The 15584-nt window shown below is 59.5% G+C and carries 12 protein-coding genes; 3 read left to right on the top strand and 9 right to left on the bottom strand.

Annotation, left to right across the window (positions count from 1 at the left end):
* Positions 1-158: 158 nt before the first annotated feature.
* Positions 159-2750 carry a glycosyltransferase gene (locus ACM6G4_RS13580; RefSeq protein ID WP_223542167.1) on the bottom strand — a complete coding sequence of 864 codons (2592 nt, stop codon included), beginning with the start codon at positions 2748-2750 and terminating at the stop codon, positions 159-161.
* 264 nt (positions 2751-3014) lie between these two features.
* On the opposite strand from ACM6G4_RS13580, the gene tcdA reads away from it, so the two are divergent.
* Positions 3015-3827 carry a tRNA cyclic N6-threonylcarbamoyladenosine(37) synthase TcdA gene (gene tcdA / locus ACM6G4_RS13575; protein ID WP_056720994.1) on the top strand — a complete coding sequence of 271 codons (813 nt, stop codon included), beginning with the start codon at positions 3015-3017 and terminating at the stop codon, positions 3825-3827.
* A gap of 81 nt (positions 3828-3908) precedes the next feature.
* On the opposite strand, the gene ACM6G4_RS13570 is transcribed toward tcdA, so the two are convergent.
* From ACM6G4_RS13570 to map, 8 genes are all read right to left on the bottom strand, one after another.
* Entirely contained in the window at positions 3909-4316 is a 408-nt protein-coding gene (locus tag ACM6G4_RS13570) for a SufE family protein (protein ID WP_056720991.1), read from the bottom strand.
* Positions 4313-5518 carry an aminotransferase class V-fold PLP-dependent enzyme gene (locus tag ACM6G4_RS13565; protein WP_414913871.1) on the bottom strand — a complete coding sequence of 402 codons (1206 nt, stop codon included), beginning with the start codon at positions 5516-5518 and terminating at the stop codon, positions 4313-4315. Before ACM6G4_RS13565 ends, ACM6G4_RS13570 begins: the two co-directional genes overlap by 4 nt.
* Before the next feature lie 84 nt (positions 5519-5602).
* Positions 5603-6637 (bottom strand): 2,3,4,5-tetrahydropyridine-2,6-dicarboxylate N-succinyltransferase, encoded by a 1035-nt coding sequence (gene dapD, locus ACM6G4_RS13560; RefSeq protein WP_056720988.1) that lies wholly within the window; start codon positions 6635-6637, stop codon positions 5603-5605.
* A gap of 32 nt (positions 6638-6669) precedes the next feature.
* A complete protein-coding gene (locus tag ACM6G4_RS13555; RefSeq protein WP_007978403.1) occupies positions 6670-7032 on the bottom strand; it encodes an ArsC family reductase in 363 nt (120 codons plus the stop codon).
* 574 nt (positions 7033-7606) lie between these two features.
* Entirely contained in the window at positions 7607-8335 is a 729-nt protein-coding gene (locus ACM6G4_RS13550) for a M12 family metallopeptidase (protein WP_056720987.1), read from the bottom strand.
* 164 nt (positions 8336-8499) lie between these two features.
* Positions 8500-9699: a succinyldiaminopimelate transaminase gene (dapC, locus tag ACM6G4_RS13545; protein WP_414913870.1), complete on the bottom strand. Its 1200-nt coding sequence runs from the start codon at positions 9697-9699 to the stop codon at positions 8500-8502.
* Positions 9700-9766: 67 nt separating this feature from the next.
* Complete coding sequence (locus ACM6G4_RS13540; protein WP_056720984.1) at positions 9767-12469, bottom strand: [protein-PII] uridylyltransferase; 2703 nt, start codon at positions 12467-12469, stop codon at positions 9767-9769.
* A 41-nt stretch (positions 12470-12510) separates the two neighbouring features.
* Complete coding sequence (gene map, locus ACM6G4_RS13535; protein WP_008057306.1) at positions 12511-13293, bottom strand: type I methionyl aminopeptidase; 783 nt, start codon at positions 13291-13293, stop codon at positions 12511-12513.
* A 371-nt stretch (positions 13294-13664) separates the two neighbouring features.
* Between map and rpsB the strand changes: the two genes are divergently transcribed.
* Positions 13665-14402 (top strand): 30S ribosomal protein S2, encoded by a 738-nt coding sequence (gene rpsB, locus ACM6G4_RS13530; RefSeq protein ID WP_008052780.1) that lies wholly within the window; start codon positions 13665-13667, stop codon positions 14400-14402.
* Between the two features lie 189 nt (positions 14403-14591).
* Positions 14592-15455: a translation elongation factor Ts gene (tsf, locus tag ACM6G4_RS13525; RefSeq protein WP_414913869.1), complete on the top strand. Its 864-nt coding sequence runs from the start codon at positions 14592-14594 to the stop codon at positions 15453-15455.
* Positions 15456-15584 lie beyond the last annotated feature (129 nt).

Raw genomic sequence — 15584 nt, 5'->3', positions numbered from 1 at the left:
ATACTCCTGGACTGTTACAACGCATTCGCGAGCAAGCCCGCTCCCACAGGAATTGTGTGCGGTCAGTACGACCTGTATCACGCCAAGCCCCGCAAAATGGCGCTTATCTTAAAGCAAAACGGCGACCATTGGCCGCCGTTTAGTGCATCCGCAGAGATTTAGACGACGGGTGCCGTTTCAGGTTCGGCGGTCGGTTTCGGCAGCGACGACAGGAACGCCATGATCAGCGCCGCGACGTACGGCAGCGACTGCACCAGCAGCATGGTGACCCAGAAGCGCATGTCGTTGCTCGGCAGGCCCTGCACCAGGAAGATCCCCAGCGCCGCGCCCCACAACAACAGCATGATGAACATCTCTTCCCGTGCTTCGGAAATCGCCACCCAGAAGCCGTGGTTGTCGGCATTCTTCGGCGTACGGAAGAACGGAATGCTGCTGGTGAAGAAGCCGTACAGCACCGCTTTGGCGATGGTGTGGGACAACGCCAGACCGGCCAGCGCCGCGCAGAAGGCATCCTTCAAATTCACTCCGACCGCACGACGGTAGAGGAAGATGATTTTGGCGACTTTGAACACGAACAGCGCCAATGGCGGGATTGCGAAGATCAGCAGCGGCGGATCGACCCGTTGCGGCACGATGATCATCGCCGCCGACCACAACAGCGCGCCGACGGTGAAGAAGATGTTCATGCCGTCCGCCACCCACGGCAACCAGCCTGCGAGGAAGTGGTAGCGTTGGCCACGGGTCAGCTCGGTGTCTTTGCCGCGCAGCAGGCTGGCGGTGTGACGCTTGATGATCTGGATCGCTCCGTAGGCCCAGCGGAAACGCTGTTTCTTGAAGTCGATGAAGGTATCGGGCATCAGGCCCTTGCCGTAGCTGGTGTGGTAATACGCCGCCGACAGGCCTTTTTCGAATACCCGCAGGCCCAGTTCGGCGTCTTCACAGATGCACCAGTCGGCCCAGCCCAGTTCTTCGAGCACCGAGCGACGGGTCATGGTCATGGTGCCGTGCTGGATGATCGCGTCACGGTCGTTGCGGGTGACCATGCCGATGTGGAAGAAGCCTTTGTATTCCGCGTAGCAGAGCTTCTTGAAGGTGCTTTCGTTCTGGTCGCGGTAATCCTGCGGCGACTGCACCACGGCGATTTTCGGGTCGGCGAAGTGCGGCACCATGTGCTTGAGCCAGTTCGGGTGCACGCAGTAATCGGAGTCGATCACCGCGATCACTTCGGCATCCTTGGCGGTGTGCGGGATCAGGTAGTTCAGCGCGCCGCCCTTGAAGCCGGCCAGCGGTGCGACGTGGAAGAACTTGAAGCGCGGGCCGAGGGTTTCGCAGTAATCGCGCACCGGTTCCCAGACCGCCGGGTCCTTGGTGTTGTTGTCGATGATCAGGACTTCGAAGTCCGGATAGTCGAGGTTGGCCAGGGCGTTGAGGGTCTGTTTGACCATCTCCGGCGGTTCGTTGTAGCAGGGCACGTGAATCGACACTTTCGGGCGGTAGCTGGAGTCGCCTTCCACCGGCAGGAACTCGCGCCGGCGCTTGTGCACCCACACCGCTTCGGCCAGTTCATGGGCTTCGGTCAGCAGCACGATAAACACCCCGAGCGCACCGAGGGCGAGCAAGAAGCCCACGGTCAGGCTGAACCAGGTGCTGTATTGCTGGCTGTAGTCGTAACCGATCCACACCAGCACCGAACCGCACAGGAACGCAATGAAGGTCAGGAACGTGCGACCGCGCTGGCGCAAGGCCGATCCGTCGATCATCAGCAGGGTCAGCGACAACAGCGCCAATACCACCGAGCCAATGGCCAATACGCGCCATTGCGGAATCGCTACCACCGGGCCTTCGAAGTTGAATTTCTGCTGGCGCGCGGCGTTGAACACGCCCCAGTAGGCGCCGACGGAACCTTCGTCGCTGACTTTCCACGGCTGGTCAAACGCTTCGATCACGAAGTAGTTGAAGCCCTGGCGGTTGAGCTTGTTGACCAGGGTTCTCAGGTAGATCGCCTGGTCCGCCGGTGAGGCATCGGCGCCGCCGCGCATGCGGCCGTTGCTCGGCCAGCCCACCTCGGACAGCAGCAGTGGTTTTTTCGGGAACATCTTTTTCAAGTCGCGGGCGCGATCCAGGACGAACTGCCCGGCCTTGTCCATCGGGACGAACTCCCAGTAAGGCAGGATGTGCGCGGCGATCAGGTCGACGTGCCTGGCCAGTTCCGGATGTTCTTCCCACACGTGCCACTGTTCGGACGTGGTCACCGGCACTTTCACGGCAGCGCGCACGCGATCGAGCATGACGCTGAGTGCCTGGGCGGTGATTTCCTTGCGGTAAATGGCCTCGTTGCCGACCACCACGCGAACCACGCTGCGCGAGGAATTGGCGATTTCAATGGCGCGGGTGATTTCCCGTTCGTTGCGTTCCTGGTCCGGGCTGATCCAGATCCCCAAGGTCACCCGCAAGCCGAACTCTTCCGCCAGTTTCGGGATGTTTTGCAGGGTGCCATCGACCGAGTAGATGCGGATGTTGTCCGTCAGCTTGCTCATGATCTCCAGGTCGCGACGCATTTGATCGTCGGTCGGGAACTGGTCCTTCTGCGGGAACTGGCCCTGCTGGAAGGGCGAGTACGAGAAACCGGAGATCTGTTCAGGCCAGTTGGGGGCGGTGACCGGGCGATTGATCAGCGCCCAGAAGCCGGTAAACAAGGCAGCGATGGCGAGCACCACGACCAGGTTGAGTCCAAATTTACGCGATGACATAGTTATTTCGGGTTCCAAAGACTGTGGAACGAAGGAACGGTTGGCGGTCGCCAAGGGGCGCGCATCCTACACCGGGCATTCTCTAGTCGTACAGCGGACACGGAATTGCCGGACATTGGGCAATCCAAGTCGGTTTAAGTTCTTTCGTTAGAGCGTGTAGGGCGAATCTTTGTTCGATGTAGTTTTCGTGGATGTTGCCCGTTCATAGCGCAATGATGCTCTTGGGCGCCGACGGCCCTATAATGCGCGCCGGTTTTTGGGGTAATGGTCATGAGTACAGAAGATCCGCGGTTTGCTGGCATCGCCCGTTTGTATGGCATCGAAGGCCTTGAGCGCCTGCGCGCGGCCCATGTGGCGATCGTCGGCGTCGGTGGTGTCGGTTCCTGGGCGGCGGAAGCCATGGCCCGTTGTGGCGTGGGCGAGATTTCGCTGTTCGACCTCGACGACGTCTGCGTCAGCAACGCCAATCGCCAGTTGCACGCGCTGGACAGCACTGTGGGCAAGCCCAAGGTCGAGGTGATGGCCGAGCGTCTGCGCGGGATCAACCCGGACTGCACGGTGCACGCGGTGCCTGACTTCGTGACCCGCGACACCATGGCCGAGTACATCACGCCGAACATCGACTGCGTAATCGACTGCATCGACAGCGTCAACGCCAAGGCCGCGCTGATCGCCTGGTGCAAGCGGCGCAAGATCCAGATCATCACCACCGGCGGCGCGGGCGGGCAGATTGACCCGACGTTGATCCAGGTCTGCGACCTCAATCGCACGTTCAATGATCCATTGGCTTCAAAAGTACGTTCCACGCTGCGCCGCGACTACGGCTTCTCACGCACGGTGACCCGCCATTACAGCGTGCCGTGCGTGTTTTCCACCGAGCAACTGCGCTACCCAAAACCGGACGGCAGCATTTGCCTGCAGAAAAGTTTTGTCGGTGATGGGGTCAAGCTCGACTGTGCCGGCGGGTTTGGCGCGGTGATGATGGTGACGGCGACGTTTGGCATGGTCGCGGCGACCAAGGCTGTGGACAAGATTGTCGCGGGTGTGCGGCGGCCGGCGGAGCGGGTCAAGCCGTAGGAGCTGCCGAAGGCTGCGATCTTTTGATCTTCAAGAGCTGTTGTGCCCAAAGGCGCCAAGGATCGCAGCCTTCGGCAGCTCCTACGCGTCGCTTAGGCTACGCATTCGCTGCAGCACCGCATTCAAACCATTGCTGCGGGACTCGGACAACTGCCGCCCCAGCCCCAACTGATTGAACCAGTCCGGCAAATCCACCTGCTGCAACTCGGCCGCCGACAAGCCGTTGACCCGCGCCAGCAGCAACGCCACCAACCCGCGAATCAACCGTGCATCGCTGTTGGCGCTGAATTGCCAGTGGCCATCGCGCAATTCGCCCACCAGCCACACCTGGCTTTCACAGCCGTGCACCCGGTTGGCATCACACATCTGCGCCTCACTCAACGCCGGCAGGCGCTCGCCCCATTGCATCAGCAGGCGTGCGCGTTGTTCCCAGCCGGCCGCTTTCTGAAAGGTGTCCAGTGCCGTCACGGCATCGGCGGGCAGGTTCATCGCAATAGCTCCAGTGCCTGATCCAGGGCTTCGAAGAACCGCTCCAGGTCTTCGGAATCGTTGTACAACGCCAGCGACACCCGAATCGCTCCGGCCAGTTCGAAGCGTTTGAGCAGCGGCATCGCACAGTGATGGCCAGCACGCACCGCGATCCCTTGTTCGGTCAGCAAATGCGCGAGATCGGAGTTATGCACACCCTCGACGGTGAAACTGGCCAGCGCCACTTGTGGCTTGCCCAGCAGGCGGATGCCGTTGCGCGCCTCCAGGCCCTTGAGCAGGCAGGCATGTAGCGCAGCTTCATGGGCGGACACGGCGTCCTGATCGAGTCCGGCGAGGTAATCCAGGGTCGCGCCAAGGCCGATCACGCTGGCAATCGGCGGCGTCCCGGCCTCGAAACCCAGCGGTGCCGGGCGAAAGCGTGCGTCTTGATAATTGGCATCGAGCACCATTTCACCGCCGAACTGCCAGGGACGCAGTTGTTGCAGCGCCGTATTGCGCCCGAACAGCACACCCAACCCATCGGGGCCGTAGAGCTTGTGGCTGGAGAACACATAAAAGTCGCAGCCCAGCGCTTGCACGTCGTGGCGACCATGAACCACGCCCTGGGCGCCGTCGATCACGGTCAGGACGTTGTGCGCCTTGGCCAGTGCCAGTAATTCAGGCAGCGGCTGCCACGCGCCAATCACGTTGGAAAGTTGACTGACCGCCAGCAGACGCGTGCGTGGACCGATCAAACCGGCCGCGGCTTCAAGGTCGATCACGCCCTCGGCATCCAGCGGCAGGATCACCAGTTTCAGCTCGCGACGGTGCGCCAGTTGCTGCCACGGCAGCAGGTTGGCGTGATGCTCCAGGGCGCTGATGACAATCTCGTCGCCCGGATTGAAAAGATGTTCCAGGCCATAGGCCAGTAGATTCAGCGCGGACGTCGCGCCGTGGGTAAAAATGATCTGCCCGCAATCGCCAGTATTGAGCCATTGCGCAACCTTGCGGCGGCTGTCCTCGAACGCCTGGGTGGCGTGGGCGCCGGGCAAATGCTGCGCCCGATGCACGTTGGCCGCGCCATTGGCGTAGTAGTGCGCCAGGGCATCGAGCAGGGCTTGAGGTTTTTGCGTGGTGGCGGCGTTGTCCAGATAGGTCTGGTCTTGCCGTTGCAGGGCGGCGATAGCCGGAAAATCGGCACGCCAGGGAGAGAGAATCATCATGTGTTCAGCCCTGTGAACTTGGGCGGATGTACACCGGACCTTGTGGGAGCGACGCACCGTCGTTCCCACAGGTGCCTGCGGCACTTAGTTGTGAGCGTGCAGCGCTTCGTTCAGTTCGATGGCCGATTTGTGGGTTTTGCATTCCACGGCACCGGTCTCCGAATTGCGACGGAACAGCAGGTCCGGCTGGCCAGCCAGTTCACGGGCCTTGACCACTTTGACCAGTTGATTGTTCTCGTCCAGCAGCGCCACCTTGGTGCCGGCGGTCACATACAGGCCCGATTCGACGGTGTTGCGGTCGCCCAACGGGATACCGATACCGGCGTTGGCGCCAATCAGGCAGCCTTCGCCGACCTTGATCACGATGTTGCCGCCGCCCGACAGGGTGCCCATGGTCGAGCAACCGCCGCCCAGGTCCGAACCCTTGCCGACGAATACGCCAGCGGATACGCGGCCTTCGATCATGCCCGGGCCTTCGGTGCCGGCGTTGAAGTTGATGAAGCCTTCGTGCATCACGGTGGTGCCTTCGCCCACGTAAGCGCCCAGGCGCAGACGCGCCGCGTCAGCGATACGCACGCCGGCCGGAACCACGTAGTCGGTCATTTTCGGGAACTTGTCCACCGAGAACACTTCCAGCAGCTCGCCGCGCAGGCGGGCTTCGAGTTGCAGTTCGGCCAGCTCGCTCAGGTCGACCGCGCCCTGGCTGGTCCAGGCCACGTTTGGCAGCAACGGGAAAATCCCGGTCAGGTTCAGGCCGTGCGGCTTGACCAGGCGATGGCTCAGCAGGTGCAGCTTGAGGTAGGCCTCGGGGGTGGACGACAGCTGGGCGTCTTCAGCCAGCAGGGTGGCAACCAGCGGCTTGTGGCTCTCGGCCAGGCGGGTCAGCAGGGCCGCCTGGGCAGCGTCGACGCTTTTCAGGGCTTCAGCCAGTTGCGAGGCCTGTGCGGTACTGAACGCGATGGCCTGATTGCCTTCGGTGTAGCCCAGGATCGGTGCGATAGCGGCGAGGACTTCAGCCGATGGCTTGAGTACCGGGGCGGCGTAGAACACTTCCAGCCATGCGCCTTGACGGTTTTGAGTGCCGACGCCGAAGGCCAGGCTGAACAGGGTAGTGGACATGTGTATACCTCTAACAAAATTGAACGGGCTGCTTACTTGAGCGCGGCCGCGTAGATATCTGGCTTGAAGCCAATCAGGGTTCGGTCACCGAGATCGAGCACCGGGCGCTTGATCATCGAGGGTTGTGCGAGCATCAGTTCGATGGCTTTCGTCTGGTCGAGATCGGCTTTGCGTTCGTCGTCGAGCTTGCGAAAGGTCGTGCCTGCACGGTTCAACACCACTTCCCAACCGTGCTCGCTGCACCATTGGGTCAGGTGTTCACGGTCGATACCGACCGCCTTGTAATCATGAAAGTCATAGCTGACAGCGTGTTCATCGAGCCAGGTGCGCGCCTTTTTCATGGTGTCGCAGGCTTTGATGCCGAAAAGGTGCAACGTTTTGCTTGAAACGGTCAAGGAATTGCCCCCTTTGCAGGTGCTGGAAATAATTGGTCCGGGATTATGCCATGGCCTTTCAGTTAAAACGCAAAACCTGTGGGAGCGAACCTGCTCGCGATTGGGCCATGACATCCAGCATCATGGTTGGCTGATGCGCAGCCATCGCGAGCAGGCTCGCTCCCACAGGGGTTGCGGTGTTTCAGGGCACTCTGTACCTGTGCGACGTAGGTGCAAGGGACACCCGTAGTCTAAGCGGCCAATATGGCACTTCAATGCTGTCGATTTTCCGGGAACCACTGTTTATGCAAACCGCCGCCGGGGCCTTACTCGCCTGGCGACGCTGGGTTTGCATGTGGCAATCGACCCTGAACTGTTTCTGTTTCTGCCGCCGCTGTTGTTCTTCGACGGCCGCAGAGCTCAAGGCGCGAATGATGTCCGAGTATCGCCATCAATTGGAGTTGTACAGCCTCAGCCGTCATCACCAGATGGGTGATGACGTGTTGCGCGAGGTGTTGGGGGGAATTGGACCGAAGTGAGGCCAGGCTTGGAGCGGTAAAGTGAGTTGGTAGGTAATGTCTTGAATCCGGCTGCATTATTGTTTTGGGTAAATCTTGCGCATCAGACGACGATCATTTTGACTAAGTATCGTATTTTTTTGTACCGACCAATCGCCCGTCGTAAGTTCGTTGGATATGGGGTAGTGCATGATTGAAGTTGGATCGTAGACCGTCGTGCGGGTGAGTTTGTCTTCAAGTAATTTGAATAAGTTGTGATCGACCTCTTCTTTGCTCCACTGATAGGCGGATAAGTAAAAATCATAGACGGCGGGTTTGTTCCATGGAATATCGGCTTTTGGATGTTGATGTTCATGTTGCATCCCCAGCGCATGGCCAAATTCATGTAGAACAGTGGCTTCGAATCCGGGGTGCTCTGGATCCGTGCCGATGTTCATTGTGTTTTCATCAGGACCGCGCAACATGGCATCAGTGCCAATGGCGGAGTAGTTAAGGGGCGGCTCCATGGTGATACGGATATCGCCCTCTGTGCCGTTGACAAAATCCAGTTTGAGATTGATGGAGGGTTGCCATACTTTGATGGCCTTTATCGCTGCCTCACGGTGTGTGCTGGATGGCGGGTTGAGGAAAGCAATTTTCAGCGTTCTGTGGCTAGCCCAGAACTTGGAATGAATGGCGACGCCGCGTTTGTTTCGACCACCTGGTGATGCGGTGGGGGCATTGCTGGGGTTTTCATTGATGGCCGTCTCGTATGAATCTTGCTCATTTAATGGGCCGATAATTTTGCAGGGCTGTTCATTCAGCATTGACTATCTCCTTGTCGATAACTTCCTAAGGTTAAAAAAACGCTTGGGTTCGGCGTGGAGATTAGTTTTTTGGTTATTCGAAGGTAAAGTTTCTGACTATTAGAGAGTGTTGCGCTAGTTGAAGGTCGCCCGCACTGCATTGCACAGTGCGGGTGGTTTTTGGATTATCGATTACGAGTGACAAAATCACGAATGCGCTCGGCAGCCTCGACACACTCCGCCAACGGCGCAACCAGCGCCATGCGCACGCGTCCGGCCCCCGGGTTGACGCCATCGACATCCCGCGACAGATAAGATCCCGGTACCACCGTCACGTGCTCCTCCTCGAACAGGTCGCGGCAGAACGCTGAGTCGTCACCGGCCACATTCGGCCACAGATAGAAGCTGCCATCCGGCCGCTGTACGTCCATGACCGGGCTGAGGATTTCCAGCACCGCATCGAACTTCTCGCGATACAGCGCCCGGTTGGCACGCACGTGCACTTCGTCATTCCATGCGGCAACGCTGGCCAGTTGGGTTTGAACCGGCATCGCGCAGCCGTGGTAGGTGCGGTAGAGCAGGAATCCCTTGAGGACGTCGGCATCACCGGCCACAAAACCCGAACGCAGGCCTGGCAGGTTTGAACGCTTGGACAGGCTGTGGAACACCACGCAGCGTTTGAAGTCCTTGCGGCCCAATTCCGCGCAAGCGCTGAGCAGGCCTGGTGGTGGAGTCTGTTCGTCGAAATACAGTTCGCTGTAGCACTCGTCCGCGGCGATTACGAAATCGTGTTCATCGGCCAGGGCGATCAGTTTTTTCAGGGTGTCGACCGGGATCAAGGCGCCGGTCGGGTTGCCTGGCGAGCACAGGAACAGGATCTGGCAGCGCTTCCAGATGTCCGGCGACACGGCGTCGAAATCCGGGTTGAAGCCGTTTTCGTCCAGGCACGGCAGGTAATGCGGCTTGGCCCCGGCGAGGAACGCCGCGCCTTCGTAGATCTGGTAGAAGGGGTTCGGGCTGACTACCAGCGCGTCATCGCCACGGTTGACTACGGTCTGGGTGAAGGCAAACAAGGCCTCGCGGGTACCGTTGACCGGCAGCACGTTGCGCGCCGGGTCGATCCAGCCTTTGGGGACATCGAAGCGCCGCTCGCACCATGCAGCGATGGCTTCACGCAGCTCCGGGATACCGAGTGTGGTCGGGTACACGGCCATTTTTTCAAGATTGCTGGCCAAAGCCTCTGCGACAAAGCTTGGCGAACGGTGTTTCGGCTCGCCGATGGACAGCGCGATCGGACGCTTGTCCGGGTTTGGCGTCACGCTGCCGAGCAGTGCGCGGAGTTTCTCGAACGGGTAGGGCTGGAGCTGGGACAGAGCGTTGTTCATCGGGGGCCTCTTTCAGTGTGGGAGCGAGCTTGTGGCGAGGGGGCTCCCACAGGGGAAATGTGTTGATTCAGATGCTGATGCGCGACAGTTTGATATCAGGTTCCTGGTTGACGCTCAGTTGTTCGACGATCGCATCCTGCAGGCGGCTGCACAGCAGCGGGTCGGACAGCGGCTGATTGTTGGCGTCGGTGATGAAGAACACGTCTTCCACGCGCTCGCCGAGGGTGGCGATCTTGGCGTTCTGCAACGACAGGTCGAACTCCAGGAAGATCGTGCCAATGCGCGCCAGCAGGCCCGGGCGGTCGGGCGCCGTGAGTTCCAGCACTGTCACCGGGCGCTGGGCGTCGTTGTGGATCGTCACCTGTGGCGCAAAGGCGAAATGCTTGAGCTGGCGCGGTACCCGGCGCTGGATGATGGTCGGGTAGTTGTCCGGGTTGCGCAGGGCTTCGGTCAGGCCCTCGCGGATCTGTTTGACCCGCGCCGGGTTATCGCCAATCGAGTCGCCGTCGGTGTCGAGCACGATATAGGTGTCGAGGGTGAACTGGCTGCTGGAGGTGATGACCCGGGCGTCGTGGATGTTCAGGTTGAGCTGGTCCATCGCGGCCACGGTCACGGCAAAGAAGTCGTGCTGGTCAGGGGCGTAGATGAAGATCTGCGTGCCACCTTCGAACTCGCGCTGGGTGGTTTCCTTGATCAGCACCAGTGGTCCGCCGTCGGCCGGTTGCTGGAGGATCGCGTCACTGTGCCAGGCGACGTCGCCGGCGGTGTGGCGCAGGAAATAGTCGTCACCCAGCTGCGCCCACAACTGCTCGACGTCGTCCGGGTCGGTGCCGCCGCGCACCAGGATATCCAGGGCGGCGCTCTGGGTCTGGCGGATCTGCTCTTCGCGATCCACCGGGTTCTCCAGGCCGCGACGCAGGGCGCGCTTGGTCTCGGTGTAGAGCTGGCGCAGCAGGCTGGCGCGCCAGGAGTTCCACAGGGTCGGGTTGGTGGCGTTGATGTCGGAGACGGTGAGCACATACAGGTAGTCGAGGCGGGTTTCGTCGCCGACGATCTGGGCGAAATCGTGGATCACCTGCGGGTCGGACAAGTCCTTGCGCTGGGCGGTGGTCGACATCACCAGGTGGTTCTGCACCAGCCACACGATCAGGCGGCTGTCCCACACTGGCAGCTGATGGCGCTGGCAAAACGCCTCGGCATCGACCGCTCCGATGTCCGAGTGGTCGCCATGTCGGCCTTTGCCGATGTCGTGGTACAGGCCGGCCATGTAGATCAGCTCGGGTTTGGGCAGTTTTCCCATGAGCTTGCTGGCCAGCGGGAATTTTTCCGACACCTGGGTGTACTGCAACTTACGCAGGTGCTTGATCAGGTTCAGGGTGTGGGCATCGACTGTATAGATGTGAAACAGGTCGTGTTGCATCTGCCCGACGATGAAACCGAATTCGGGCAGGTAACGCCCCAGGATGCCGTAACGATTCATGCGCCGCAGGTTGCGGTGGATGCCGATCTTGCATTTGAACAATTCGATAAACAGGCTGGTGTTGCGAATATCGTTGCGGAAGTCGTCGTCGATCAGGTGGCGGTGTTCCCGCAGCAGGCGAATGGTGTCGGCGCGCACGCCCTTGATTTCCGGCTGCTGGGCCATCAGCACGAAGATTTCGAGCATGGCGAACGGCGTGCGGCGGAAAACGTTGTCGTTGCGTGCCTCGATGTAGCCGTCATGCAACTGGAACCGCGAGTTGATCGGCTGCGGTGGTGATTCGTCTTCCGGTGCGAGGATGACTTCCTCGAAGTGCTGGATGATCAGGTCGCTGAGCTGGGCGATGCTCATGACCACCCGGTAATACTGCTGCATGAAGTTTTCGATGGCTTGCTTGGCGTCGTCGCCTTTGAAGCCCAGCAGCCCGGCAATGGTGCGCTGGTGATCGAACAGCAGGCGGTCTTCGGAGCGGCCAGCCAACATGTGCAGGGCATAGCGAACCTTCCACAGGAACTCCTGGGAGGAGGCGAGCAGGGCGTTTTCACTCTCCACCAGGAACCCTTCCCCAGCCAGTGCCCGCAGGTTCAGGGTGCCGTACTCGCGACGGGCTACCCACAGAATCGTCTGGATATCCCGCAGGCCGCCGGGTGAGCCTTTGACGTTGGGTTCCAGGTTGTATTCGGTGTCGTTGTACTTGTGGTGGCGAGCCTTTTGTTCGGCACGCTTGGCCAGGAAGAAGTCCTTGCTCGGCCACATGTGCCCGGTACCGGTGACGTCCAGCATGCGCTGGCGCAAATGCTCGGGGCCGGCGATGGTGCGGCTTTCCATCAGGTTGGTGACGACCGTCAGGTCGGCGCGGGCCTCGACGGCGCACTCGTCGACCGAACGAACGCTCTGACCGACTTCCAGGCCGATGTCCCACAACAGCGTCAGAAAACGCTCGATGGAATCGCGGAAAACCTCGTGGTCGGCGCTGTCCAGCAGGATCAGCAAATCGATGTCGGAATAGGGGTGCAATTCGCCACGGCCGTAGCCGCCGACCGCGACCAGTGCGATGTCGGCGTCCTCGCTCCAGCTGAACTGCTCCCAGGCCTTTTGCAGGATGTTGTCGACGAACCAGGCGCGATCCTCGATCAGCCGGCGAATGTCCCGGCCGTTGCGAAAGCGCGTGTCGAGCACTTCGCGGGCCTGGCGGATCGCCTTCTTGAAGGCCGAGATCGGGCTTGCCTTCAGGGCCAGTTCAGCCTGGAACTGGCCGCGGTCGAAGAGTTCGGGATCCACCTGCGGCATCGATTGGCTTTCCTTTCTATAGGCGATGTACGGTAACGGGATCAGGCCGAAACGCGAGGGATGGTGTCATCGCTGCGCAAGGTGAAGATCTCGTAACCGGTTTCGGTCACCAGCAGGGTGTGTTCCCACTGTGCCGAGAGCTTGCGGTCCTTGGTGATTGCGGTCCAGCCATCGCCCAGTACCTTGGTGTCGGCACGGCCCTGGTTGATCATCGGCTCGATGGTGAAAGTCATGCCAGCCTTGAGTTCCATTCCGGTGCCGGCTCGGCCGTAGTGCAGGATCTGCGGCTCTTCGTGGAACACCTTGCCGATACCATGGCCGCAGAATTCACGAACCACCGAGAAGCCGTTCTTTTCCGCGTGCTTCTGGATGATTTCGCCGATGTCGCCCAGGCGGCAGCCGGGCTTGACGATCTCGATCGCCTTGTACATGCATTCCTGGGTCACCTGGGACAGGCGCTCGGCCCAGACCGGCACGGTGCCGACGTGGAACATGCGGCTGGTATCGCCGTGGTAACCGTCCTTGATGACGGTGACGTCGATGTTCAGGGTGTCGCCATCCTTGAGCGGCTTGTCGTTCGGGATGCCATGGCAGACCACATGGTTGATCGACGTGCAGATCGACTTTGGATAGCCCTTGTAGTTGAGCGGGGCAGGGATGGCTTTCTGCTCATTGACGATGTAGTCGTGGCAGATCTGGTTCAGTTGGTCGGTGGTAACGCCCGGCTTGACGTATTCGGCAATCATTTCCAGCACATCGGCGGCCAGTTTGCCGGCGATACGCATTTTGGCGATATCCTCGGGGGTTTTGAGGGTGACGGTCATACAGGCTCTCTCTGCGCCAGGCGGCGCTTTCTAAACGGAAAGGGCATTGCGCGATCGAACTTCGCGGCCCTGAAAAATGCGATTCTACCAGACGAGCAGCGCAAATCTGCGCCTGTGTGCATCGCTTCTCTCTATAGAATGGTGCATTCTTGGCGGATTCCAAGGGATTGAGCAAAACGCTCGCCAGGATTTCAGAATCCGGGTTCCGTTTTGCCCTGCCTTATGGTATAAAATGCGCCGCTTTCCGGGGATGTCCCGTAAAGCCTAAATCCACACACGTGTCGACACGATGACCTGGGTGCCTTCAGCTGATGCTGCTGGTTGGTCATTGGGATACGTGGAGGCCAAACCCGACTTATTAAGGAACTATCATGTCCCAAGTCAACATGCGCGATATGCTGAAGGCCGGTGTGCACTTCGGTCACCAGACCCGTTACTGGAACCCGAAAATGGGCAAGTACATTTTCGGCGCGCGTAACAAGATCCACATCATCAACCTTGAAAAAACCCTGCCAATGTTCAACGAAGCTCTGACTTTCGTAGAGCGTCTGGCCCAGGGCAAAAACAAGATTCTGTTCGTCGGCACCAAGCGTTCCGCTGGCAAGATCGTTGCTGAAGAAGCAGCACGTTGCGGTTCGCCGTACGTCGATCACCGCTGGTTGGGCGGCATGCTGACCAACTTCAAGACCATCCGTGCTTCCATCAAGCGTCTGCGTGACCTTGAAGTTCAAGCCGAAGACGGTACTTTCGCCAAGCTGACCAAGAAAGAAGCGCTGATGCGCACTCGTGACCTGGAAAAGCTGGATCGTTCCCTGGGTGGTATCAAGGACATGGGCGGTCTGCCAGACGCTCTGTTCGTTATCGACGTTGATCACGAGCGCATCGCTATCACCGAAGCCAACAAGCTGGGCATCCCGGTTATCGGCGTAGTCGATACCAACAGCAGCCCGGAAGGCGTTGACTACATCATCCCAGGCAACGATGACGCAATCCGCGCTATCCAGCTGTACATGGGTTCGATGGCTGACGCTGTCATCCGCGGTCGCAACAATGTTGCCGGCGGCACCGTTGAGTTCGCAGCTGAAGAAACTCAGGCTGCAGCTGAGTAATTGACGCCCTGGCGTTGACTCAGTAAGCAAAAAGGGGGCTTGGCCCCCTTTTTGCCACCTCGAAAACCATTTGTCGGCGCCCACTGCTCTATCTGTAACGTGCGGCAGCTAACAAGGGTGGTTCGGGAAGAATTGATCGCCCGTTCGATCGGGTGGAATGGTTGAAAACCTATCCAAGAGGATTTTGAAATGGCAGAGATTACTGCAGCGTTGGTCAAAGAACTGCGCGAGCGTACTGGCGAAGGCATGATGGACTGCAAAAAGGCCTTGACCAAGGCTGGCGGCGACATCGAGAAAGCCATTGATGACATGCGCGCTTCGGGCGCCATCAAGGCTGCCAAGAAAGCCGGCAACGTTGCCGCTGAAGGCGCTATCGCTCTGAAGGAAGACGGTAAATCCGCCGTTCTGCTGGAAGTGAACTCGCAGACCGACTTCCTGGCCCTGCAGGACGACTTCAAGGAATTTGTTGCAGCAAGCGTTGAAAAAGCGTTCGCCGACAAGCTGACTGATGTTGCTCCGCTGATCGAAGCTCAAGAAACTGCTCGCCTGGTACTGGTCGGCAAGGTTGGCGAAAACGTCAACATCCGTCGTCTGACACGCGTTGAAGGTGACGTTGTCGGTGGCTACCTGCACGGCAACAAGATCGGTGTTGCAGTTGTCCTGAAAGGCGGCAGTGTTGAGCTGGCCAAGGACATCGCTATGCACGTAGCGGCTACCAATCCTGAATTCCTGCTGCCATCGGAAGTTTCCGCTGAAGCGATCGAGCGCGAGAAAGGCGTGTTCCTGACGCTGAACGCTGACAAGATCGCCGGCAAGCCGGAAAACATCGTTGAAAACATGGTCAAAGGCCGTATCAGCAAGTTCCTGGCCGAAGCCAGCCTGGTTGAGCAGGCTTTCGTCAAGAACCCTGAAATCAAGGTCGGCGAACTGGCCAAGAAAGCTGGCGCTGAAATCGTTTCCTTCACTTACTTCAAAGTAGGCGAAGGCATCGAGAAGCCAGTGGACAACTTCGCAGAAGAAGTTGCTGCCCAGCTGGCTGCCGCCAAGCAATAAGACGGTTTTTTAACTGTCGCCCAGAAGAGGCTGCCCGCTCACGCGCGCAGCCTCTTTTCAGATGGGGTATCAATTTTTATTTGGTTTCCCTTTGGAACTGGCTTACAAAGCCATGTTCCGATGGCGCTG

It is taken from the genome of Pseudomonas sp. IT-P258 (assembly GCF_949767825.1).
Lineage (GTDB): Bacteria > Pseudomonadota > Gammaproteobacteria > Pseudomonadales > Pseudomonadaceae > Aquipseudomonas > Aquipseudomonas monachiensis.
The sequence above is the reverse complement of the archived record's forward strand: the minus strand, read 5'-3'. Positions and strand labels throughout refer to the sequence as shown.

Bases quoted from the DNA above. Each gene is read 5' to 3' on its own strand.
- dapC (WP_414913870.1), bottom strand. From the start codon at position 9,699: ATGAACAACGCTCTGTCCCAGCTCCAGCCCTACCCGTTCGAGAAACTC.
- dapD (WP_056720988.1), bottom strand. From the start codon at position 6,637: ATGTCCACTACCCTGTTCAGCCTGGCCTTCGGCGTCGGCACTCAAAAC.
- rpsB (WP_008052780.1), top strand. From the start codon at position 13,665: ATGTCCCAAGTCAACATGCGCGATATGCTGAAGGCCGGTGTGCACTTC.
- ACM6G4_RS13565 (WP_414913871.1), bottom strand. From the start codon at position 5,518: ATGATGATTCTCTCTCCCTGGCGTGCCGATTTTCCGGCTATCGCCGCC.
- ACM6G4_RS13540 (WP_056720984.1), bottom strand. From the start codon at position 12,469: ATGCCGCAGGTGGATCCCGAACTCTTCGACCGCGGCCAGTTCCAGGCT.
- map (WP_008057306.1), bottom strand. From the start codon at position 13,293: ATGACCGTCACCCTCAAAACCCCCGAGGATATCGCCAAAATGCGTATC.
- ACM6G4_RS13580 (WP_223542167.1), bottom strand. From the start codon at position 2,750: ATGTCATCGCGTAAATTTGGACTCAACCTGGTCGTGGTGCTCGCCATC.
- tcdA (WP_056720994.1), top strand. From the start codon at position 3,015: ATGGTCATGAGTACAGAAGATCCGCGGTTTGCTGGCATCGCCCGTTTG.
- ACM6G4_RS13550 (WP_056720987.1), bottom strand. From the start codon at position 8,335: ATGCTGAATGAACAGCCCTGCAAAATTATCGGCCCATTAAATGAGCAA.
- ACM6G4_RS13570 (WP_056720991.1), bottom strand. From the start codon at position 4,316: ATGAACCTGCCCGCCGATGCCGTGACGGCACTGGACACCTTTCAGAAA.
- tsf (WP_414913869.1), top strand. From the start codon at position 14,592: ATGGCAGAGATTACTGCAGCGTTGGTCAAAGAACTGCGCGAGCGTACT.